We start from the raw sequence: 23,266 nt of genomic DNA on the forward strand, positions 1-23,266 counted from the left end.
AAGGAGGATAAACTGAGATGGCCAAAACAATGGAACTAAACTTTGATGCAGAGTTGGATCAGCAAAAATTACTATTAAGAATCCAAAAGAATCACTTACCCCAGCAGAAATTAAAACTGCCATGGAGCAAATGGTTCAGGCCAATGCCTTTGAAACAGGCAAAGGTTATCTTGTAAGCGCAGTTAGCGCTCGCGTCATTGATCGTACAACTTCAGATATCGAATTACCGTAACCATTAACGGAAGGTCCTTTAGCCTTCCGTTTTCATTTATCTAATAAGAAAGGAGGAGAACGATAATGGATTGGATGTCCATGATCAGTGAAGTTGGTTTCCCGATTTTGGTTACCTTTTACCTTCTTAATCGAATGGAAACAAAGATAGATCAACTCTCACAGTCCATTAATGACCTGACCATATCGCTAAAAAAATAACATTTGAAAGGATGAAGAACATGCTTATAGCAATTGACCCTGGGCATGGAGGAAAAGATCCCGGCGCCTTCGGGAATGGAATATTTGAAAAGGATATTACCTTGCAGCTGGCTCTTAGTGCTGGTAAATATTTGAGGACGCACTACAACTGTGATGTGGTGTATACAAGGAACAAGGATGTGTTTCTATCGCTTTCAGAGAGGGCAAATATCGCGAATATGGTGAAAGCTGACTTGTTCTGTTCATTCCATATTAATAGTTTTAACACTTTATCTAAGGGCTTTGAAACGTACCGGTATCCAGGGAAATCTGGAAAATCATTAGAATTGCAAAAATGCGTGCATGAAGAAGTAATGAAGGTCCTGAAGCAGCATAATATCCCCGATCGCGGAATGAAGCAACAAAATTTCGCTGTTGTTCGCGAAACAGATATGCCAGCAGTACTGACTGAAACACTATTTATCTCAAACCCAATTGAGTCTGCCCTTTTAAAGTCCGAGGACTTCATTAATAAAGTAGCTGAAGCGCATGCCGTGGGACTCGCCAAAGCAGCAGGATTAACAAAAAAGACCCCTAGCCCACAGCAGGCAAAGAAATACTATCTCGTCACCGGAACCTTTAAATACAAAGAAGAGGCTGAAAAAAACGCAAAGATGCTGACGGATCAGTACGGATGGGTCGTACGCGTAAGAGAATCATAGTTGGCTCTGCAGATATTTGGTGGAGCTTTTTTTATAAAATCTAAAAATCTTACAATACCAAGTAATGTCAGATTTTTAGATTTTGTAAAAAGTATTGATACACAAAGGTTTTGCAAGTCTTTTATGACTGGCAATTTATTAGCGAAAATCTGTTAAAATCCAAATCAGTAGAGGAGGAAGTCTGATTTATGAGCACGGTTCAACCAATACGCGACCGAGCAAAAATAGAGGCCATAAAGAAGATTTTACGCGCATCATCGCTTAGAAACGAACTTCTTTTCGTTCTAGGAATCAATACTGGGTTCAGAATAAGCGACCTACTCTCCCTCAAGGTTGGTGATGTACTAAATAAAAAAGGAGTAACAGACCGCATTGTGCTGCGCGAACAAAAGACCGGCAAAAAGCGTTATATAGCTCTTAATAAAAAGACTAGCAAGTTAATAGAACGATACCTGGAAAAAGAAAGACCATCTGCATCATTATCTGACCCTCTATTCCTAAGCCAAAAAGGAGGACCAATCAGCCGGCAGCATGCCTACGAAATATTAAATCAGGCCACTGAAGCCGTTGGGATTGACGAGCGAATTGGTACCCATTCACTCCGAAAAACATTTGGTTACTTTGCTTATAAGTCCGGAGTGGACCTATCAATGATCCAAAAGCTGCTAAACCATTCCAGTCAATCAGAAACATTGCGGTATATTGGTATCACCCAAGAGCAATTGGACGAAGTCGTGTTAAAGCTGGACCTCTAATAAATCTTCTTAATAAGCTTCTATATAATAAATCTCAGTATTTCTTTTTCTTATTGATAGCTCTGGATTGGTTATTGTCAATTTGGTGCTCAATCTGAAGTTGCTAATTTCTTACTATAGTTTCCAAAAAAAGATTCACCCCCATTTAGGGCGAAATTTAATTCAGGCCCTAAATGGGGGTGAAGGCGTTTCATTATTATTTTTTCTTAGTGGAATTTTCGATTGCACGAATATTTGCCTTAGTTGTTTTTAAAGACTTCTGACCGATGACAGGCAGTGTTAAATGGGATGGGTGGTCAGCGTCTTGATAAATTTTAACAGAAGCTGGTGTATCGTTTATTCCAGGTCCCTGAGGTGCTGTTTGATCATCAAGTTTTTTCGCACCTCCTGCAACGCTAAGGCGAATGCGGTGGCCTTTTTCAAACACATACGATGTTGGCAAAATTCCAACTGTATATTTCTCCACTTCACCTGGTGTTAACGGTTTAGGATTAGCGCGAGATTCAACTCTAGTAGCATTTAAGTATCCTGCTGTAACCTGTTTGGATGTTCCATCTGGGGCAACATCCGTAATCTGAACAACAAAATCTGCATCTTCTGCATCTGCTTCTGCCCAGAAGGTTAGTGACATATTACCCGTAATTTCAGTTGGAACTGTAAGGGTGTCCGTTGTCCAAGTAACAGTATTTTCTTCGTAAGGCTGCTGGTTAATTTGCAGTCTGCCACCTGAACTCAATAGTGATGGCAGGAATGGGCCATTTTCTGGTGAATACTTATAGCTCACACTATCCTTCTTTTTATTGGGAGAATCACTCGTAAAGGAACCATCATTGATACTGTCGATTGAACGGCTCTGTTTGTGGCTTAAATATAAGTCAACATAATTGGTGTCATGAAGCGGCCAAGCCTTCTCATAGCGCCATTGGTTCGCCCCTTGAACATAAATCAATACGGGATCTCTTTCATCAACCCCGTTATCCTCACCCTTTAAGTACTTATCAAACCATAGGGCTTGGTAATCTTCAAACTCATACGACATAACTCCTGAAAGGTATGCATGGGCACCAGGTGACATGATTAATTTACTGTCGCCTCCAAAACTGCTGTATAATTCATATGCCTTCACGTTTCCAGGACTGATATAGTCATTCCAGCCTCCTGAAATAAATGCTGCTACACCACTGTCGGCAATTGCTTTTAATTCGTCAGTAGAAACTGTGCGTTCTTTCCACCAGTCGTCAAAATTACGATGCTGGCTTGCTACATCATATTCATAACCACGTGCTACACGGCCTGGTCCAGCCTCCATTCCGCCAGGATACCATAAATAATTATAGCAATCCGTACAGCCTACAACCGGGCTTATCGCTTTAAGACTTGGAGGAAGTTCTTTTGCTGCGAGCCATTGGCTAATTCCTAAAAGGGAAAGGCCTGTTGTGCCAACTTTTCCATCACTCCATGTCTGCTTTGCTGCCCATTCGATGACATCATAACCATCTTCTCCAAAATGGTTGTATAGACCGCTTTCACCTTCGGACGTACCTGAGCCTCTCAAGCTTATATGCAGAACTGCATAACCGCGTTGTGCTAGATCAATAAGCATCCCCTCAAACGAGTTTCCTGGATCCCCATGACCATATCCGTTAAGTTGAACAATCGTTGGGAACGGACCTTGTAATCCTTCTGGCCTATGCGAAAAAATTTGATATAGATCTTCAAAACTTTTGGGTTGAGGTAGAGGGAGATATTGACATTGACGGATTTCTTGGTAAATCTGATGTACGACCTGGGTTTCAAACAACAAGATATACATTTCATATTGAAACAACAGCCCCTGAAGAAAAAATCGAAGCATATAAACAATATATTGAAGCACATTGCCCTGTAGGAGATACGATTGCAAATACAGTTAATCTTGTTTCCGCAAATGTTGTTGTTGAGAATCCTGTTAAATAATGTTGCATGATTATCCTTAGTAAAAGACCATTATAAGAAGTGGCTGTCTTTTTAGACAGCCACTCTTCGTTAAATCCTCTTTATTCTAGCACTACTTCCTATCCTGAATAACCTAATTGCAATCTGTACCTTTCCCCACATTCCGAACAATTCGGAAGCTGTTTTCGAACCATTCGGAAGTCTCCGAATGAGAATAGTGGAATATAATCCCTTTTATCGGATGATTAGGATTAAACTACCTGTACGATACCCCCTATTCCTGTAGTATCATTGTATTTGGTCTAAAGGATAATCTATTGGGGGTAAATGAATGAAAAAAATAGTTATGATGTTATTGGCAGCCGTATTAATTTTTTCTATTACAGGGCTCCAATCTTCTGATGCACATGCTGCTACGCGTGTAATGTGGGGAAAAACAGAATTAAAGGTCGGCCAGATCGGAAAGGTCACGGTCTTATCAAATACAAATTTGGTCACTTTAGAAGCGAATGGTTCTCTAAAGACTGTTCGTACATTAAAAGCTGGAGACGAATATCGTGTATACAGCTATAAAAGTGCACATGACGGATTGTATGGCGTTGGGGGTGGACAATATATCCAGAAAAGCTCCAAAGTAAAATACGAAACGCCTTCAAAAGCGAAATTAGCGCTGCTTGAACAACAATCGACGGCTCCACAAAATACTTCTACTCCTGCTGGATCAACCAAAATCATGTGGGGAAAAACAGAATTAAAGAAGGGGCAAATTGGAAAGATCACCGTTCTCGGAAATACACCAGTTTACGATGTAAATATGAAATTGGTAAAGACACTAAAAAAGGGCGAAGAATTCCGTGTATATTCCTATAAGAGTGCAAATGGAGGTATGTACGGGCTTGGTGGAGGACTCTTTGTAAAAAAAGGTTCATCTATCAAATATGAAACACCTTCAAAAGCAAAATTAGCTTTATTGGATACCGTAAATAATAAGCCATTACAAGTTCATTTTATCGATGTAGGGCAAGGGGATTCTATTCTGATCCAAACTTCAAACGGTAAAAATATGCTTGTTGATGGCGGGGCAAAATCAGCCGGAGATGAAGTGGTTAGCTTCCTAAAAAATAAAGGAGTAACCAAACTCGATTATGTAGTTGCTACTCATCCAGATGCCGATCATATCGGCGGACTAATTTCAGTCCTTAATACTTTCCAGGTAAGTAACTTTGTAGATTCCGGACAATCACATACGACTCAGACTTACTATGAGTTATTATCTTTGGTCGATACTAAAGATATCAATTATGTAATTCCTAAGGCAGGCAGCACGATTAATCTAGATTCAAACCTTGGGATAACTGTATTGAACGCAGCTGAAGCTGGAGACGATAACAATGAAGCATCAATTGTACTGCGCTTAACATACGGAAACATTAGTGTCTTGTTAATGGGAGATGCAGACACTGCCACAGAACAAGAAATAATGAGCAGTTATGCCGTTAAATCTACAGTATTAAAAGCCGGACACCACGGTTCAAATACTAGCAGTTCTCAAGCATTTATTAATGCTGTTAAGCCTGCTGCAACAGTCTTATCATATGGTTTTGAGAATTCATATGGGCATCCTCATTCAGAAGTTGTGAGCCGTCTAAAGAATGCAGGATCTTTACTATACTCCACTGTTTTTTCTGGTAATATTACCATGAGCACAAATGGATTGAGCTATTCTTTTAATACTAAACCATGGAATGGTGTCACAATAACACCTACTCCTGTTCCAGAGCCACCTGTAACAACTCCTGAACAGCCAGCAGACCCTGGTTCAGGAACATATGTCATTCCGGGGGCACCTACCTCATTTGCTAACTGTACAGCAATGCGAGAGTACTACCCGAATGGTGTACAAACTGGCCACCCAGCCTATGCTGCCAAACACGATCGAGATAATGATGGATGGTCATGTGAACGCTAATATTAAATAAAGGAGTTGCTTTGAATGACCACATATACTCTTGATCGTTTTGAAGATTCGTTTGGAGTTCTTCTGAAACATCCAAATGAGGATAAACAGCTTCTTATTCCTAAAGAAGTACTCGAGGGATTTAGAGAAGGAGATATCTTATCGGTAATAAAAGAGGATGATGAATATTCGATTTCTCTGCTTAACGATGAAACGGAAAAAATGAGAAGTAAGGTTATTGATTTAATTGAGAAATTGAAGAATAAATAAGCAACTCCTAGGACTGACCCCAATTGTTAAACATTCTATCTATTGGGGTCCTTTTTGTTTTTCTTATTAAAAATTTGTTCACTTCTGTATGCTCTCCAGCCCAGCGAAGCGTCCCTTTACTTGCGGGAAGTGCCCGTGGTATCGCGACAGCGAAATTTGCCCCTTAGCGAAGCGCACAGGACGGAGCTTTTTAGCAAATACCACCACGGGTGAAGAGTCGCACGTGAAAAAGGTGTATATGTCGTAATAGGCGTAAATGAAACTGAAGAAATATTTAGTTATTTTATCTGTTTCTGGCCCAGGAATACAAATTGCATTATAAGTAAGCTCCTTCATATGAAGATCAAACTCTTTGTTTGCGAGAAATCTAAATTCCAATTTAGATATGGAAGAAAACACTCTGGGAATACAACAAGCTTCGCCCCATTATCGGTTACCTCAGCAAGGATTTCACAAATTAAATCAAATGGTTTTTCCTTATTCGTTGGTAAAATAGGTGATACTTGTACTATAGCGACGTATTTTTGCAAGTCTTTCTATGTTAACTATGATTAACTATATTTCCTTCCCGTATATAGGTAGTATTTAATGTTACAAAAAAGGTGTAGTATTTAACTTTGTTAACGTTAAATACTACGCCTTGATATACTGTATATAAGAGCAGGTTAATTTAATAAAGATAAAGAATTTAGATTTGGTTTTTATATGAAATTTTACAATGAATTTGTTGAAAATTGGGAATTATAGTGTTAATAAAAACTTTGGAGCTTAAATCATGCACATAATATTTAATGCACTTTTTCTATTTGCAGCAATAAAATGGGGTGACTGGAGAGATTGGAGTAAATACCATTCCACGATTTTGTTCTTATGGTTTGGTGATTTACTTTATAATTTTCTTTGTTACGACTATATTATGTGGGAGTATAAGGAGAGCATATTTGGTTTTTATCTTCTACCAAATCATATGGTCATTTCATTATTAATTATGTTTGTTTGTTATCCAGCCACTGTTTTAATCTATCTAGGGAAATTCCCAAGCAAGAGAATTAACATTATGATATGGGTATTGTTCTGGGTGGTTTTATTTTCTCTAATAGAATACATAAACTTACGATATTTAGATTTAGTATCGCATCATAATAATTGGACAATGGGATGGTCAGTTATATTCAATACGATAATGTTCCCAATGCTAAGATTACATTATAAGTATCCCATAACAGCTTTGCTCATTTCTATTCCCATTATCTCCTTTTTTGTACTCTATTTTAATGTTCCGATAGGTAGATGAAACTGAATTAGAAGACTTTTTAGTGAAATAGCCAAATTTGTGTTAACTCTTCTAAGTTTGAAGTTAGAGGAGTTATTTTGTGTGCCAGTCTTGTTAAGCTAACGCAACCTTTTATCATTGTTTATATGTATCCATAGATAAGCGTTTAAGGACTTGACTTGGAGCCTCTGTGGATACGATTTGTCTTGAAAGGCTGAAGCTAAGGTTTCATTAGGCAAACGAGCCTATCATACCTACCTCTCCAAGTAAAGTCCTATCGTTGTTTACGTTGAAAACTATAATTACTTACTGAAGATAAGAAGTAAACGAAGATAGAAAATATTCTATTTTTGTTTCTTTATTAACGATGAAAAGGTCAAAAACCATACTGTATATAAAGGTGCGTTTGCTTAACAAGTCAAATTAAAAAAGTTGGTTCCTTTAAGCGTTTCCTTAGCGTATAATATCTGCGTTTTGTCGGCAGGACCCCGATAAAAGATCATAACGATTTGTAAGGTTCCTTTTTTAGCGGTTTGCTTCGTTATTTGGAATAAATTCTTGAACCAGTCTTTCATTTTCATGATTTTTACATATAACCGTTTTCCATCTTCACATCAAATAAGCAGCTTTTCACGTAAAACTTTTGCTGAATCATAATTGTTTCCCTTGTGTACGGGATGTTTCAATCCCCCTAAAGAAACAATGTCGACTGATTTGGACAATGGCCATACACCTTAACAAAGAATGCCAATGTATTTACGCCACCTCTTCTACTCGTAAAATCGCTTCTTCCGATGGAATATATTTGGGCCAATTCTAACCATATTTGTACCTACCGTTAAGATATTTGGGTTTCTTAATACATCCCCCGCAAATTGATTCTCTTTCATAACTATAACTTGTATATAGGAGGAGTTATTTCTTCCCTCCGATGCCGACAACTATTTTGTTAATGTTATACCCTCTATTTGTTTCTAAACCAGACTTTCAATTTTAGGTACAAGCACAACCTTAAAATGTTTTTATACATATAATGGAATATTGATAAAAGAAGGGAGCGATGTGCTTTGGCCATATATGATACCGGTCCTATCCCCAATATAGATGGGACAGGCCGAATAGCCAATAAATTGTTTGTAAGTGTTGAAAATACAGCAACTGGAAATTTCCCTGCTAACGCCCTAATTGAAGTTTATCGAATTACTAATCCCAATGAACAAGGACGTGCTCAACAAGTCATTTATGCTAAAAATTTAGTTGGATTATCGGAATTTGGTTCAACTGTTACTAGTGTTGGGCCTGTATTTATACTTGAAGTAACACTTAATAGTCCCTTAATCTATGGGTTTGGCGTTCGAATAACAACCTTTCCTGATCCTGGAGGTGGGAGCCAAATTACAGCCACCATCTTCACACAGAACGCTCAAGGACAAATCATTAATCTTCAACGAGTATTACCAGGAGAATTCGGTACACCTATGAATCCGGCTCTACAAGCAGTTAATGAATCCCAGACCCCAACTGAAATGCGTGATGCCATTGAAAACCCTGCGCTTGGTCTTGACCTTGCTGCCTATAATACCTTAAGCGATGATCAAATGAACCAAGTTGCTGAGATTCTTTTGGATAATCGTCCCCCTATTGGATATTCAAGTGTTGAAAATGTCCAAAACGCCCTCAATGAGGCAGTCAATATGGTCACCATTGACCCAAACAATATTTATGTAAGCTCTGGAACATCCGGAGGTGATGGAAGTCGGGCTAATCCATTTGGAACGATTGAAGAAGGAATAAATGCTGTTAACCCTAATGGAACTGTTCATGTCTTAGAAGGCACCTATAATATTGAAACTCAACTCGTGATTTCTAAATCGTTGACTTTACAAGGTGAAGACGGTCCCCTTCCACAAATTATATTCGGGACTGAAAATACTTTGGATGGACTTGTGGTTCAAGCCGATAATGTTACGGTAGATGGCTTATATTTAATTAGCAATAGAACCTTGACTGGAAGTAATGCAGTGTTTAGTGTGCCATTAAGAACACTGGACAATCTTTACCGTAATATTACTATTCGGAACAGTATTATTGAAGGCACGGTTCGAAGCGGTTATATGTGGGTTGAAAACATGACACTGGAAGGTAATCTATTTATTCACAATGCTAATAATACTCAGTCTTTAAGGTTTCAAATGGTACGCGGAACTACAAGTGTCCTGAATAATACATTTCAGGGAAATGCTACAAGTATAGGGGCAGTAATCTTCGAACCAAATCTTGTGTCCTATACAGTATCTGGCACGATCAATATTAATGGAAATACAGTGGAGAGATTTACGCAATTTGTTAACTTTTTTAGTATTCTTGAAGGCCCAACTAGTTTATTTATAATGGATAATAATATTGACCATCAAGACAGATCTGGAAGTTCAATCATCTTAACAACACGTGTGAATTATGCTTTGGTTGAAAACCTATTAATTCAAAATAATCTATTCATTAACCCACACCCTACTCGCCTAGCTGTATATTTTGCTGGTGGCGGTGGTGGTAGCAACATTCCTGCAGAGGATCAAATTCAAGTCTATGAAAATACGTTTGATTTTCCAAATGGTTATGGTCAGCGTCCTGGTGATATTGTTGATCCAGTATTCCCAGTAGGGTATAATGCTGATGCAGCAGCTTTTGGAATGACACTAGATGCTTTTGATTTACAAGGAAACATAAATATATAGTGTTATGGTTTTCTGTTGTAAAGATTGTCAACCCCGTATATCCTTTGGTAAAATCATCATCTTATAATAAATAAGGGCTTGTGTATTAAAAAATCCGGAGTTTTTCAGGTTCAAATATTTCTTCAACTGTCCACTTTTTTCATGGGTCTATTTTTATAAAACCCTGTCCCTTACCATAATGAGCATTCTTTTGTAATAAATCGCTACTCCACTAAATACTATGCTCGATTTTAAAAAACTCACTATTACCTTTTTTATTTAATAAATCTATTCATCAAATTAAAAAGGAGCAACCCCTTTATATAAAAGGCTGCTCTCAAATCAGGGACTACCCTATGAAAAAAACGTCCTTTTACTATATATATGCATATTTGCTTCAAAATGTATGTACTCCAGTCATAATGGGCAGTAACATTTTACATTATGTATATTCATCAAGTATTTATGGAGAAGATATAATAATTGAGCAAGGCGGAGACTCCTATTCAATGAACCTAACAGCAGCACCTTGCTCTTTTTTAAAAATAGTTGGCTATAACCCAACCATTTTTAAATAGCTAACATAAACATAACTAAAGTGATCTTTGTCTTCAACCAGCTGCTAAAAGGCGCCTAAAAAGGCGCCTTTTAGTGTTGATGTCTATAATGTTTAACATTCCATTTATTGTAAGTTTATTTTGTGTTGCTCAAACTTTGCTGCGTAGCTATCAATCCATGGTTTCATAAAGTGATAACCAGCGTACAAAAAAGTTTGAGCAACAGTTTTTATTATAGAAATTAAAACCAAAATAATACTTTCTTAATTAATTTGGTACAAATTCCCAAAAAAAATGATGAGTAAAGGTTTTTAGCTTACCATCTTTTTTTTGAAATTTTTATGTTAGACCCACGACTAAACCTGGAGTTACGCAAAATATAGTAACCAAACGGGAACAATTAATATTCCAGATAATTTAGTTTGTAGAGCAATAGATCAGGAATGGATTGTTTAAATAAGAACCTCAAAAGGCTTCCGTTCACTGGGATTGAAAAATGTGCTAAAACCTAGGATATTTAGTGTTCCAAATTTAACAATATTGAATTAATTAATTAGTAATTAATTAATATATTTTAAGTATATAAACTATAGTTTGTTTATTTTGTAATATGGCTAACTGACAAGGAGGGTGATTTAGGTATGAAAAACAAACTAAAAAATCTTCATGAGATGAACAAAAAGAGTATTTGTTTCCCCTCTCCCCCTCCAAAAGGTTGTCCAGATATTTACCCTGGAAACGAGGTACCGAGAATTTTAAAGGGAGAATCTCTACAGTATGTGACTTTCTCTGACGGTATAAAAAGAATATATACAAACAAAGACGGTTCAGGAGAATATGGGAATGTCGGTATTCTTGATCCAAATTCTGTGTCTTATACAAACCTATTTATAAATGGTATGCTTCAACCTCCTGTTCTTTATCGAGTGAAAAGAGGTGTGCTAGTCTTAACAACTAAAGATGTCCCCAATCAAGGTGTGCCTATCATCCTTCAGTTTATAAAAATTTATGAACCTTAGATAATAATTTGTCTTTAGAAAGATGTCAAAAAGCTCGGGTAACCCGAGCTTTAGTCTATGTTTCAACAGTTGTATTTGATGTTGGAGCATAATTGACTACTTCTAAAACAACAGGTGAGTTCGGAAGGATTGAATCTCCACCTGCAGGTACCGCAAATGCCAGTGATCCGATACCAGTTGTTCCAGGTGTGTATGTTGAATTCCCTTCCATTTGCAAAGCACCATTAATATACACATTGAAATAACTATTGTCAGTAGCTAACACAGGAAGCTCAGTAGCTGCCGTACCGTCATCTAAGAAAAAAGCAGCTGTGTCTATGGTTAATGTATCTCCGGCTGCTGTTTCGGCTGCTGTTACATTAAAAAATTTTTCGGGGGTAGGAACAACATTTGTTATCGTCGTAGCATTAACAAGAATTTTCATAAGTTGAAGTGCCAATGATATGTCCCTCCTTTCTAACAATATATACTAATATATGATGATAGGAAAATATTGTATTGGACAAGTTGATTAATTTATTTTAAAACTTTTAAAAATTGTCTGAATCCCACCTATCCTAAAAGACATACTAAAGCCAACCATTCAATATCTAGATTAAATGATTTAAATGGGCTCTATACAGGCGTTTGTAAGGGGGAAATTGAAATGATGATATCTTTTCTTCCTAACTAAGCGGCTGAGATAAAAGTAGAAAAGTTTTGTAGGAAGAGGGTCTTAATGTGGAATTAAACCTTTCAACATAATAAATTCGCATTCACATTTCGTTGCTTCATTCTAAGCCAGTTTACACTTCTCACTCCAATAATAAGTAGCCCACTATAATTCCATTGTATTTACCCTGTAATCGGGTACGCGATCCAAAAATCTTAAACAATTACTATCATTAGGCTATTAACTAGCCTAACTCCTTATTGGCTATTCCTCTGCCTAATAATACAAATAAAATGATACATGTCCCTTACAAACCTCAATTTTCCCCATATATATAAAATGTAAGATTAATCTAATGTAGGAAAGGAGTGTCTTGAATGAAGCTTTATTTAGACCCAGGTCACGGAGGGTCAGACACAGGCGCTGTGGGGAATGGGTTGGCCGAAAAGAATATTGCTTTAGATATTGCACTTAGAATTCGTTCAATCTTAACTACTCAATTTGAGAATGTACAAGTGAAGATGAGCAGGATGGGTGATTCAACTAAGAGTTTAAAGCAGCGCACAGATGAGGCGAACACATGGGGGGCAGATTTTTATTTATCTATTCACTGTAATGCTTTTAATGGATCCGCAAGGGGGTATGAGGATTATATTCACTCAGGGTTATCCGACTCTTCTGCAACCTCAAAATATCGGAGTATTATCCATTCAGAGGTAACAAAACTAAATCAGTTACCAAACCGCGGTAAGAAAAAGGCCAATTTTCATGTTCTTCGTGAAACTGTGATGCCTGCACTTTTAACGGAAAATGGCTTTATTGATAATGCACAAGATGCAGCGCTGATGAAACAATCTTCTTGGTGCCAAAATGTGGCACAAGGCCATGCAAATGGATTAGCAAAAGTATTTAATCTTAAACGCAAACAGCAGCAGGAAGAACCTGGCGTAATATATAAAGTCGTTGCAGGGGCTTTCAAATCAATAGATAACGCCAATGAGCGTGTTGTATTCCTTCGATCCAAAGGGATTGAATCATTTGTGGATATCGTAACCATATCAGGAACCGTCTGGTATAGGGTTCAGGCAGGGGCATTTTCAAACCTGGATAATGCAAAAAAACATTTGGAAGGTGTTAAAAAAGCAGGGGTTCTTGATGCATTTATTATCACTGAAGGCTCAGAGAGTATCCCTAAGGCTGGAAGTTCATCCGGATATTCCATATTAGGACAAACCTTTCTCTCTCCGGCACATATGAATCTATTTGTTAAAAAGGTTAATCCCAAAGCGCTGGAGTTAGGCATCTATTATTTAACGTTCGGGGAGTATTATGGAATTAGGGGTGACATCGCCTTTGCACAGGCGATGCATGAAACAGACTATCTCCGATTCACCGGGGTCATACGGCCGGAGCAAAACAACTTTTGCGGTTTAGGTGCAACAGGTCCTGATAATCCGGGTGCAAGCTTTAAAACACCTAGAGAAGGTGTACTTGCCCATTTGCAGCATTTGTATGCCTATGCATCTACTAAACCACTGCCAGATGGATTTCCACTCATTGATCCTCGTTTTGATTATGTAAAAAGAGGTTCTGCACCGACCTGGGTTAGTTTAAATGGAAAATGGGCTGTGCCAGGGAGTACTTATGGTCAATCCATTTTAAACCTTTATGAAAAAATGATTAATAGCGCACAGGAAAATCTGAATAATGTAATAAAAGAAGTGAAAAGTTAAACTTTTTCTGGTTTATTGCCCCTTCTGGTTATTTCTAAACGATTTAATCATTCCCTCAATTAGAAATTTGCGTAAGATATCTTGTACAAAAATTTTTAGAGAGGAATGAGTGTAATGTTAGGTTTTTCAGTAATTCAGCTAGTTCGTCGAAACGGGCATAAACTTGATAAGAACATCCGGCAAGAATTACTACAAATCTACTCCCCTTTTCGTAACATTCCATGCTTTTTGCACCGACCCATAGAGTATTTAAGTAAGAAGGTAAAGAAGTTGCCATTAATTATTGAGTTTGAGGCAGAATGTTTTGAACTAGGCATTAAGGATGTAAGAAAAACGCATTCCGGTACTCTGAGTTCGTATCCGTCCATTTCCTGCTGTTCTACAAAATTATCTATCGAAAAAATAGAACATTTACTCGATAACTGCGGTCACATTAAAAAGATCTTTTATGATCGAGAAGTAACAGCCCTACTTGATACGGCGATCCCATCCATTCACTCCAACCAATTACAGAACGCCGGCCTAACAGGAAAAGATGTAACGATTGCAGTAATTGATACAGGCATCTACCCACAAAGGAAGAATTAAAGGATTTAAAGATTTTATCAACAAGCTGGATGATACTCCATATGATGATAATGGACATGGTACACACTGTGCAGGAAATGTAGCTGGAAACGGAACATTATCCGGCGGAAAATATAAGGGACCTGCCCCTGAGGCGAATTTAGTTGGAGTAAAGGTTCTTAATAAAATGGGAACTGGCTCACTTTCTTCTGTTATTTCCGGGGTGGACTGGTGTATCCAAAATCAAGCACAATTGAATATTGATATTCTTTCATTATCACTCGGTAGTGAAGCACAGCAACCCGCAGAAGATGACCCTGTTGTAAGGGCAGTGGAAAAGGCATGGGATAACGGTATAGTTGTGTGTGTAGCAGCAGGAAACTCTGGTCCTCGGTCATCAACGATTGCCAGTCCTGGGACAAGCCCAAAAGTGATTACGGTAGGAGCTGCGGACGACCGCAATACGATTATCCGTTCTGATGATATAGTCGCTAACTTTTCAAGCCGTGGCCCAACAATTGATGGCCTGATGAAACCTGATCTAGTCACACCTGGGGTCAATATTATATCTTTACGTTCACCAGGATCTTTTCTAGATAAGACAAATCCATCAGCACGTGTCGATTCAAATTATTTCTCCTTATCAGGAACCTCAATGGCTACCCCAATCTGTGCAGGTGTAATCGCACAAATGCTACAAAGGAATCCAAACCTATCTCCAGATGACATAAAACTGCATCTAATTAACGCATGTGAAGATATGGGACAAGATCCAAATTCTCAAGGAAATGGTTATTTAAACACGGAGAATTTATTAAAAATAAGTGTTAGAGAACATTAGTTTTTGTTAAGAGGTATCCACAACAAAAAATGAATCACGGTTAAGCGTAACAATTTCTATCGGATGTTCCATTGATCAGTTCGGAAGGTTCCGAACTGATCAAGTTCCTTATTCGCTAAATTTGGAGGGTGGACTAGATAGCAACAACCACCATTCAACAATGGAGGAATAGCCCGTACAGAAAGGATCCCAAAGAATATAGCGGACTAAAATTAGTCAAGGATCCGAAATGAATTGATATTAATAGAATTGAAGGCAAAATCATCTTAATCCTTTAAAAAACGCTGATAGAATAGGCGCTGGAGGATCTTCTGACGCAATGTCATTCGGAAGAACAGCGTCAAAAAATCAATTTTAGGATAGAAGGGAAGGAAATAATCAAATGGCAGCACCGGAACGTGGCCAGCTTGTTTTTGTCAATTTTAACCCCAAAGCAGGACATGAACAAGGAGGGTATCGCCCTGGTATCGTTTTATCACCAAAGGAGTTTAACCTGGTAACAGGTTTTGCAATAATATGTCCGATTACCAGTTCTATCAGGTCCTGGGGATATGAAGTGAAACTCCCTGATGGTTTAGCTTTTCAAGGGGTAATTTTAACTGATCAAGTGAAAAGCTTGGATTGGAAAGCCCGCTATCTTCGAGTAAAAGGGAAAGTTCCAAAGGAAATTGTGAATGACTGTTTGGCAAAGATACTTACCTTTATGTAGAAAAGAAATTGGGCATTTAACCCTTCAAAAAATGCAGAAAATTGGAGATTACGACCTATTAATCTAATGCTCTGATTGGCAGAATGTTCAATAAATAAAAAGGTAAGCATATAAAAACCTAAGCATACACAAATAACCTTTCTAATGGATAATGCTTAGGTGATGCTTTTTTGTTTGGCCCTGGATCGGGAAAAAAAGTTGCAAAAATGATTAGAATACCTTACAAATCTAATTATTGTTCCGATGGAAAAAGCAAATGTAAAAACTGTATTTAATTTTAACTGCAAAAGTTTAACGAAATGGATGAGGGCTATAGTAAAATAAATTTCCATTTCTCCCCTTAATCTGAGCAACAGCAAATAAAAATAATTTTTCTTTAACCGTTTTATTTTGATTTTACAACTTCTTTTGCTTGAGTGCACTACAACGTGCATAAAATATATGGGTTTCCATATTAGTGTTTGAGTGGATTTATCAAGATTTTCTCTCATTTTCTATTAGAAGGGAAACCAAAATTGATTTTAATTATTAGATTTGCTCCCTCTTCCAATATACACTAGTCTCCTTCCAATAAGTTTTACTAAAATCCAATAACAATTACAGGTAGAACTTAATGTTACAACTGCTATATAAGTACTGATACTTCATGAACATTTTTAAAATGGGGGATCTGTTAATTCTAATACTATTGGCTAATGTTGGTAGGAAACTCGTGTTGGAATAGTATTAGAAATCCTAATAGGCATCTTTTAAATTTCTTCTTAGTTCTCATATTTCATCAAATATTTAATAGGTTTTATGACTTATGAAATATAGAATTACTAATGATTCGTTCATTTGACGGTTTGGATTATTAGCAAAAATAGCTTCTTATGTTGGTTAATTGTGGATTAATGCTTTTTTAACTAAAGTTTGATTAATATAAATAGTTGATTTAGTAAATATTAATTATACTCCCCCCTTTTTCTATTAAGGTCAACCAGATTTCATGGTTGGCCTGATTGCTATAGCATTAACAATACAAAAAAAGAAGCTTTGTGAGGAAAAAAGAAAATTTAGAATAGAGTATAATATATACTTAAAATTCTAGGACTGCTAGGAACAGTTCATAAAAGAGAATTTAAAAATAACATATAGGATTGCCTTTAAAAAACACTTATAACGGATATGTGAGAGAAAACTTTTAAAGAAATAAATACCAAAATCTCACTCATCTCCGTGTTTGAAACTAATAATAAAAGAATAATAATAATTAATAACAACAAAACTGGAAAAAATATTTATTATAAAAAATTCTCCATATGTTCTTTAATAAACGTCATATGGTTTTTGAGAAGCTCCTTCCTGACTACAATTAGGACAAAAACCGGGTTAAAACCTAAAAAGAAAAACTACTTATACGTAACAGTTTTATTCTTAGGGCATAAACTCAAACCATAAAAGGACAATCATTATTTCAGAAGTCAGGACATTTAAACGCATAGCTTAATGTCGCTACAGTTATAATTCAGAGATAGTGCAGCAATAAGTTACAGCATTTCGATGAAGTTATCACAATATGTCCCAGGATATTATATTATGGTTATTAACGCCGATAAGCCTTAAGCTGTTCAAAACGCCTTGTTAGTATTTGGTAGTATATGTTGGGGTGTATAAGAAAAAGGCTACGTTTTGCCTTTGACATTGATCATATAAAGTCTTAACCCAATCAGTTCAATTGGTCTTGCCCAGGGGGATGCATTCAATGCAACACCCTGTTTTACATATCCCAAAAGTCACTCATTTTTGACTGTGGATCTATTTTACGAATGCCTTTTAAGAATTTTTTCATGGTGTCCTGTCTAGGAATATAATCCTGATCGGTACAAGCCTTCGAAACTGTATTTTTGCTAATTCTCGTAATCTTCACTAGTTCCTTCTGTTTTATTCCCCTTTTATCAATCCAATCCCCGAGCCTAGTACGCGATTTTTTTGTTTCACACATGACACTTCCCCCTTTGACCTAGATAATTCATTTATATTCGTTTTTCAATGAAATGCCTCTATTTAACGTAACAATCATTCGGGATCAAATGAGGGACTCCTTGAAAATCAAGGAAGCGTGGTCTGCGTCATGCTCAATTAGAATAGATAAGGGAAAGAAATACTTTCAGAATAGATTCTCTAGTGGTGAAATTTGAGGACTTTACAAGCAATAATCAAAAGGAAAAATTTTCTCATCTTTCCCGCCTATTTTTAACTATACATCGTACATTTTTTGGATTTATTCCATATGATGCTAATGTATATTAAATAGCACTCAATGTGAAAGAAAGGAAAGATGTTTAGATGAGTAAAAACATCAAATCCATTAGGGGAAAACAAGTTAGACCTAATCCAATCGGACCTGAATGTATTAGAGTTACAAAAGTATATGACTGGGTTGTGATGACGAATCGGGATCGAAATAAAGTTCCTATTCCGAGTGAATGCTTTGAAGCAATCGAAAATTGCCGGGCTGAAGGAAATGCAGTTACAGCTGCTTGTTCCGAAGTTGAAGGAAGCCGTACCTGTGACTTCCTTGGCTCTCGTCCAGCCCCAGAAGATTTTGGACCAGGGGTTCAAATTGTTTCACTTGCCTTTCATGTTCAACTTCAAATTCAATTTTTTTGCAATGGAAGACCTATTCCAGGATGCGGATTTGTTGTACCTGTTAGTTTCGTAGACGATGTCATCTTGTGTTTCCCTGAAGGAACGGAAATAAATTGTAATATCTACGATGTTCAATGTTCTGTGGTTTTAAATCAAATGCTTGGAAACATGGTTATGATTGACGTTGTTATGTGTAAGGATGTGCAGGTAGAAGCAGAAGTAAAACTTGAAGTAGAAGCAAAATTCTGTGGGCCTCGTGAAATCGTACCAATTCCAGAGGAAGAAGTTAATTGCCCTATTCCAACTTTCCCACCTCAGTGTCCGACATTCTTCCCTCCATTAAACTGTGAATGCCAAGGTGCTGGTGAATACAGTGGTACAGCAACTATTTCTTATACCGAACTCGGTTTACCTCTAGCTACTCCGACTGGTCAATTGGATCTTACAGCACTTGTCTGTGACCAGTGTACTCTAGCAGGAAGCAATCTAACAGTTACATTTATAGATACCCCTGCTCCTACTCCAATTGGTACACCTGACGATGACCTAGATCAGAGCTTTACATTCACAGCAACAGAATTTGAACAACCTGAATGTGTTGGTACTACTACATTAAATGTAGCTGGTACAGGAACATTTACACCGGCAGGCGGAGTTGCCGAGAACGCAACATTTACTCTTTCTTTAGTTGACACGGATGCTGCGGATACCCTAACACTCACTATTACAAGTCCGTCTACAATCGTAATTATTCCTTTATCAGCAGTTGTAAATCCTAATTTAGAAGTAGAAGTGGAAGATTGTGACCGTTTTTAAGAAAAATTGGACCGGGGGACATCTCCCCCGTTAATGAATTGATTAATTAAATATAGAAAAGGGAGAGTTTAAATATGGGCAAACTTCGTAAAAAGATCAGAAGCAAATTAGGGTTGCCCAATCCTAAACAAAATTACAAAAGAAAAACAGTATCAAGTATTCAGCAGGTACAGACCACATCAACAAGGGGCTGCTGCGGACGAGGAAGATAATCCATTCCCTTCTTTTTATCTGACAAAAGAGGGTTATCAAATAATTATTTCACATTGTCAAAAAGAATTGCCATATGAGGCGTGTGGCCTATTGTCGGGAAAGAGAGGGTTAGCCAAAAGCATCTGGAAGATGGAAAATATTCATCGCAGTCCCTATTCCTATGCAATGAATATTAACGAGATTCAAAGAGTTTTTACTCAAATAGAGTTGAAACATGAACAATTAATGGGAATCTATCATTCCCATCCTACAGATCGTGCCTACCCTTCTCCTGAAGACGTGTTATATAATAATTATCCAAATGTGGTTCATATTATTGTATCACTTGCCTTTAAAAAACCAGTTGTTCGAGCATTTCGTTTTGAAAAAACAAAAATTATCCCTTATCAAATATGTGTTACAGATGACTAATGGTAATGGTCTGTAACACATATTTAGTCTAATAATGACAAGGAAATTTGATTATTGGATTTAAATTCAAGATCATCCTTAGGAAAGAAGACACTTGAGTCTACACGAATAGTTTTCTCTTCTGAATTTAGGAGGGTGATTTGTAAATTAGATAAAGTTTCAGTTTGTCCTGGTAAGATATCGAGGGATTGAATTGGACAAATCCAGAGTTCTCCCTTTTCTTCAAATTCCTCTAACCAATTTTCATTCAGATAACGCCAACCCTTCGCTCCTTCTTGGCTTAAAACCCCTTTTGTCTGCGCAAAAGCGTGAGGCACAATCTGCCCGGTAATTTTAATATTTTTTGATGGCTTTGATCTAATACAAATAACAGGATTCCGAAGTACTTTGGTACCAATATTTTTAATACTCAGACCACCTAGAAACTGAACTTTTTTGCTATCTTCCTTATCCTCAATTAACAAATGATAATTAAAATACACCTCTGCCGCGAATGTTTTATTTTCCTTTATAGTGTTCCCATAGGTTTCTTTTAGTTCTGAATTTTCATTTGTAACTTTTAAGTCTCCCCTATGAACTGGTTTTTCTGGGGAATATGAAAAAGTATTTTTGGAAAAAAAACAAAGTAGATTTTCGACTGGAATAAGTGAAAATGGGGAGTTTTCTATAAACCTTGCAAATATTCCTGAAGTTATTACTAGAGCATAGATTTCTCCGTAACGGCCCCAAAAATCATCATCAGGTGTCACTGGCGTCAAAATTTTAATATTTAAAGAAGCCGGTTCATAGTTGCTGCTAACAGGGTTTAATTTGAAATTAATACAACTTTTCTTACATTCGGACTTAATCACTTCCACTAACTTTTGATAAACGGATGTTGAACTATGGCTTAATTCTAGAAGAGGCTCCTTAATATTTGGTACTTCAAGCAAAGCAAATTTAAGATACAAGTCTGCTTCTGTGTTACCTTCCATTTGTTGTTTTTTTAACAAAGCATTAGCTCCACTTGCTTCCAAAAAACTTTGAATTTGTTTAAGTACAAGTCTCTCCTGATCATGTTTTCTGAATGAATAAGGTATTACGTTTTCTTCAGATGTAATCAAAATTTTTCTCTTCTCTAGAGCTGAGGTTAAATGAACACTTTGATTCGATGAGTCTAAATCAATGTCAAACCCCATTTCATGAAAAAAGTATTGAAACGCAGGAAAATCTTCATACTTTACCTTTCCTAACTCTTTTTTTTTCACATTAATTTTTAAATCCATCTTGTACCTCCTTTACCATTCTAGATTAGTTCCCATCTTAATTACATAGAACCTCTTAATAAATCTATATTCATGGATTACAAAAAAATGAGTGAATTAACCTTAGATCCCAGAAGTTGATTAGGCTCTGACAAGAATTAAAAGGAGATATTACTGTCACTACAATTTTCCTTCCTGTCCATGTACCAGATTGATAAATTTTGTACTACGTGTTCAAATCATTACAATAACCCTGCTTAAATGGACAATTTGTTTGTTCATAAGAAGGGTTCTGTGTATTTTGTGCGTGAGTTTTCCTTGCAGTTAGGTATTCTCACTTAAAACTTGCCATTTCAGTGTTCGTAGGTAAGGATCCAAATAATAATCAACAAATACCCATTTTCTACATATATATATGTATATAAAAGCCATATAAAGTTATTGTAAATACAGTTACCTATTTATAACGAAATAAACCTCATTATTTTATATGTTAAACAAAGGAAGTGTATTTAGATGCGGATTACGGACTACCCTGACGATAAAAGTATCCAGCAAGAACAAGTAATCATTCATCTTAAGTCTGAGCTTTTACAGTATAAGGAAAAGGTAAAGGAACTCGAAGAAAATTGGAAGAAAAGCCAAAGGAAAAAACTAAAAGATGAGAATAAAAAATTATTAAAAGATCTTGAAGAGGTTCAGGATTTGATTCAACAAAAAGAACATGAAAAAACTCTTCTTGAAGATGCATTCTCTCAATTGAAAAAGGATAATGAACAACTGCAGCTTGAACTTTACTCTATTCATAGTGATTTATCAAAATATGATTCCTTAGAAAGTGAATTCAATAATAAGGTTGATGAACTCTTTAAGAAACTGGATAGCAAATTTTCGCCTTTGATTTCACAATTAAAACCACAAGATAAAGATGTTGATTATATAAAAACAGTGGAAACCATTCATACAAACATCGAAAATATCATTGATACCCTTTATCATAAAAATGTGGAAGAGGAAATACTCGAAAAGATAAAAGAAACTCTCCCCACTTTTCAAAAAATAATGGATATGATCAGTAACAATAGAACAGAAACAGAAAACCTTAATAAAACAATAACAAACCTTTCTGAAAATATTATTTCTGACAAACAAGAAATTAAAATGCTAACTGCTACTGTAAAAGAGCAAACGAACAGGGAAACTGATCTAAAAAAGGAAATCAATAAACTAAAGCAAGCTGAAACTTTATACAAAGAGAGAGAAGGACAGTTTAAAAACCAAATACAACAATTAAACGAATCAATTAAAGTATTAACACAAAAGGAAAAACAATATACTGAAGAAATTGGTCAGCTAAATCAATCCATCGCTAAATATTCAGAATTAGAAAACAAGCATACTAAACAAATTAAAACACTAAATGATAAACAGAGTGAGTATGTAGAGAAGATTAAAATTTTAAATAAGGAACTTTCCAGTATCTCCTTAAAAGAAAAGCAGCTTTCCAGGGAGTTTAATAAACTAAAGTATCAACTTTCTAAGGAAAGAGATAAACAGAGTGAGTATGTTCAAAGGATTGAAACTTTAAATAAGAGAATTTCAAGCCTATCTTCAAGAGAACTTACAAAACAGCTTAATCAAACCAAACTCCAGCTCTCCGAAGAAAAAGCTAAACAAAGTGAGTATGTACAAAAGATTGAAACTTTGAATAATAAGATTTCCGGTTTCTCTTCAAAAGAACAAGAACTTACAGAGCAACTGGGTCAAATGAAAATTCAGCTCGCCGAGGAAAAAGCTAAACAAAGTGAGTATGTACAAAAGATTGAAACTTTGAAC

At 36.4% G+C, this 23,266-nt stretch carries 22 protein-coding genes and 1 pseudogene; 18 read left to right on the top strand and 5 right to left on the bottom strand.

All coding sequences use genetic code 11. The features are described from left to right. Window positions 1–17: 17 nt before the first annotated feature. The 5 genes from AC1Q59_RS15145 to AC1Q59_RS15165 all read left to right on the top strand — a co-directional run bounded on the left by AC1Q59_RS15145 (window position 18) and on the right by AC1Q59_RS15165 (window position 1,888). Complete coding sequence (locus AC1Q59_RS15145; RefSeq protein ID WP_492366887.1) at window positions 18–176, top strand: hypothetical protein; 159 nt, start codon at window positions 18–20, stop codon at window positions 174–176. Beyond that, window positions 122–232 carry a DUF2922 family protein gene (locus tag AC1Q59_RS15150; RefSeq protein WP_492366691.1) on the top strand — a complete coding sequence of 37 codons (111 nt, stop codon included), beginning with the start codon at window positions 122–124 and terminating at the stop codon, window positions 230–232. The genes AC1Q59_RS15145 and AC1Q59_RS15150 overlap by 55 nt, the downstream gene beginning before the upstream one ends. Window positions 233–297: 65 nt before the next feature. Further along, a complete protein-coding gene (locus AC1Q59_RS15155) occupies window positions 298–432 on the top strand; it encodes a YvrJ family protein (RefSeq protein ID WP_492366692.1) in 135 nt (44 codons plus the stop codon). A gap of 20 nt (window positions 433–452) precedes the next feature. After that, window positions 453–1,133, top strand: a complete 681-nt coding sequence (locus AC1Q59_RS15160; RefSeq protein WP_492366693.1) for an N-acetylmuramoyl-L-alanine amidase — start codon at window positions 453–455, stop codon at window positions 1,131–1,133. A 188-nt stretch (window positions 1,134–1,321) separates the two neighbouring features. Continuing rightward, window positions 1,322–1,888: a site-specific integrase gene (locus AC1Q59_RS15165; RefSeq protein ID WP_492366694.1), complete on the top strand. Its 567-nt coding sequence runs from the start codon at window positions 1,322–1,324 to the stop codon at window positions 1,886–1,888. A gap of 196 nt (window positions 1,889–2,084) precedes the next feature. Here the strand turns inward: AC1Q59_RS15165 and AC1Q59_RS15170 are convergent, their stop codons facing one another. Then, window positions 2,085–3,662, bottom strand: coding sequence for a CocE/NonD family hydrolase (locus AC1Q59_RS15170; protein WP_492366879.1), 1,578 nt, complete (start codon window positions 3,660–3,662; stop codon window positions 2,085–2,087). Between AC1Q59_RS15170 and AC1Q59_RS15175 the strand changes: the two genes are divergently transcribed. The 3 genes from AC1Q59_RS15175 (at window position 3,548) to AC1Q59_RS15185 (ending at window position 6,050) form a co-directional block, all read left to right on the top strand. Then, window positions 3,548–3,844 (top strand): OsmC family protein, encoded by a 297-nt coding sequence (locus AC1Q59_RS15175; RefSeq protein ID WP_492366695.1) that lies wholly within the window; start codon window positions 3,548–3,550, stop codon window positions 3,842–3,844. The genes AC1Q59_RS15170 and AC1Q59_RS15175 overlap by 115 nt on opposite strands. Window positions 3,845–4,154: 310 nt before the next feature. Beyond that, on the top strand, window positions 4,155–5,792 hold the full coding sequence (locus AC1Q59_RS15180) for an MBL fold metallo-hydrolase (RefSeq protein WP_492366696.1): 1,638 nt from the start codon (window positions 4,155–4,157) through the stop codon (window positions 5,790–5,792). A 24-nt stretch (window positions 5,793–5,816) separates the two neighbouring features. Further along, window positions 5,817–6,050, top strand: coding sequence for a DUF3006 domain-containing protein (locus tag AC1Q59_RS15185; protein ID WP_492366697.1), 234 nt, complete (start codon window positions 5,817–5,819; stop codon window positions 6,048–6,050). A 332-nt stretch (window positions 6,051–6,382) separates the two neighbouring features. On the opposite strand, the gene AC1Q59_RS15190 is transcribed toward AC1Q59_RS15185, so the two are convergent. Next, complete coding sequence (locus AC1Q59_RS15190) at window positions 6,383–6,580, bottom strand: nitrilase-related carbon-nitrogen hydrolase (RefSeq protein ID WP_492366698.1); 198 nt, start codon at window positions 6,578–6,580, stop codon at window positions 6,383–6,385. Window positions 6,581–6,825: 245 nt separating this feature from the next. On the opposite strand from AC1Q59_RS15190, the gene AC1Q59_RS15195 reads away from it, so the two are divergent. The 3 genes from AC1Q59_RS15195 to AC1Q59_RS15205 all read left to right on the top strand — a co-directional run bounded on the left by AC1Q59_RS15195 (window position 6,826) and on the right by AC1Q59_RS15205 (window position 11,613). Then, window positions 6,826–7,344, top strand: a complete 519-nt coding sequence (locus AC1Q59_RS15195) for a CBO0543 family protein (protein ID WP_492366699.1) — start codon at window positions 6,826–6,828, stop codon at window positions 7,342–7,344. Between the two features lie 1,046 nt (window positions 7,345–8,390). Continuing rightward, window positions 8,391–10,058: a right-handed parallel beta-helix repeat-containing protein gene (locus tag AC1Q59_RS15200; RefSeq protein ID WP_492366700.1), complete on the top strand. Its 1,668-nt coding sequence runs from the start codon at window positions 8,391–8,393 to the stop codon at window positions 10,056–10,058. 1,177 nt (window positions 10,059–11,235) lie between these two features. Continuing rightward, window positions 11,236–11,613 carry a DUF4183 domain-containing protein gene (locus tag AC1Q59_RS15205; RefSeq protein WP_492366701.1) on the top strand — a complete coding sequence of 126 codons (378 nt, stop codon included), beginning with the start codon at window positions 11,236–11,238 and terminating at the stop codon, window positions 11,611–11,613. 55 nt (window positions 11,614–11,668) lie between these two features. Here AC1Q59_RS15205 and AC1Q59_RS15210 read toward each other — a convergent pair whose 3' ends face one another. Further along, a complete protein-coding gene (locus tag AC1Q59_RS15210) occupies window positions 11,669–12,052 on the bottom strand; it encodes a DUF4183 domain-containing protein (protein ID WP_492366702.1) in 384 nt (127 codons plus the stop codon). A gap of 590 nt (window positions 12,053–12,642) precedes the next feature. Between AC1Q59_RS15210 and AC1Q59_RS15215 the strand changes: the two genes are divergently transcribed. From AC1Q59_RS15215 to AC1Q59_RS15225, 3 genes and pseudogenes are all read left to right on the top strand, one after another. Next, a complete protein-coding gene (locus tag AC1Q59_RS15215) occupies window positions 12,643–13,998 on the top strand; it encodes an N-acetylmuramoyl-L-alanine amidase (protein ID WP_492366703.1) in 1,356 nt (451 codons plus the stop codon). A gap of 114 nt (window positions 13,999–14,112) precedes the next feature. Next, window positions 14,113–15,406: pseudogene (locus AC1Q59_RS15220) on the top strand (S8 family peptidase). A gap of 382 nt (window positions 15,407–15,788) precedes the next feature. Further along, the gene (locus tag AC1Q59_RS15225; protein ID WP_492366704.1) at window positions 15,789–16,115 is read left to right on the top strand and encodes a type II toxin-antitoxin system PemK/MazF family toxin; all 327 of its coding nucleotides are present in this window, start codon (window positions 15,789–15,791) and stop codon (window positions 16,113–16,115) included. A gap of 1,759 nt (window positions 16,116–17,874) precedes the next feature. On the opposite strand, the gene AC1Q59_RS15230 is transcribed toward AC1Q59_RS15225, so the two are convergent. After that, the gene (locus tag AC1Q59_RS15230) at window positions 17,875–18,099 is read right to left on the bottom strand and encodes a helix-turn-helix domain-containing protein (RefSeq protein ID WP_492366705.1); all 225 of its coding nucleotides are present in this window, start codon (window positions 18,097–18,099) and stop codon (window positions 17,875–17,877) included. Between the two features lie 344 nt (window positions 18,100–18,443). On the opposite strand from AC1Q59_RS15230, the gene AC1Q59_RS15235 reads away from it, so the two are divergent. From AC1Q59_RS15235 to AC1Q59_RS15245, 3 genes are all read left to right on the top strand, one after another. Continuing rightward, window positions 18,444–19,562: a BMQ_0737 family morphogenetic spore coat protein gene (locus AC1Q59_RS15235; protein ID WP_492366706.1), complete on the top strand. Its 1,119-nt coding sequence runs from the start codon at window positions 18,444–18,446 to the stop codon at window positions 19,560–19,562. Between the two features lie 74 nt (window positions 19,563–19,636). Further along, entirely contained in the window at window positions 19,637–19,774 is a 138-nt protein-coding gene (locus AC1Q59_RS15240; protein WP_492366707.1) for a hypothetical protein, read from the top strand. Between the two features lie 40 nt (window positions 19,775–19,814). Then, window positions 19,815–20,186, top strand: coding sequence for a M67 family metallopeptidase (locus AC1Q59_RS15245; protein ID WP_492366880.1), 372 nt, complete (start codon window positions 19,815–19,817; stop codon window positions 20,184–20,186). A gap of 23 nt (window positions 20,187–20,209) precedes the next feature. Here AC1Q59_RS15245 and AC1Q59_RS15250 read toward each other — a convergent pair whose 3' ends face one another. Further along, entirely contained in the window at window positions 20,210–21,451 is a 1,242-nt protein-coding gene (locus tag AC1Q59_RS15250; RefSeq protein WP_492366708.1) for a hypothetical protein, read from the bottom strand. A 495-nt stretch (window positions 21,452–21,946) separates the two neighbouring features. On the opposite strand from AC1Q59_RS15250, the gene AC1Q59_RS15255 reads away from it, so the two are divergent. Then, on the top strand, window positions 21,947–23,266 hold a 1,320-nt coding region (locus AC1Q59_RS15255; RefSeq protein WP_492366709.1), incomplete at its 3' end, for a hypothetical protein.

The sequence above is a fragment of the Cytobacillus sp. MT66 genome, from assembly GCF_058792595.1.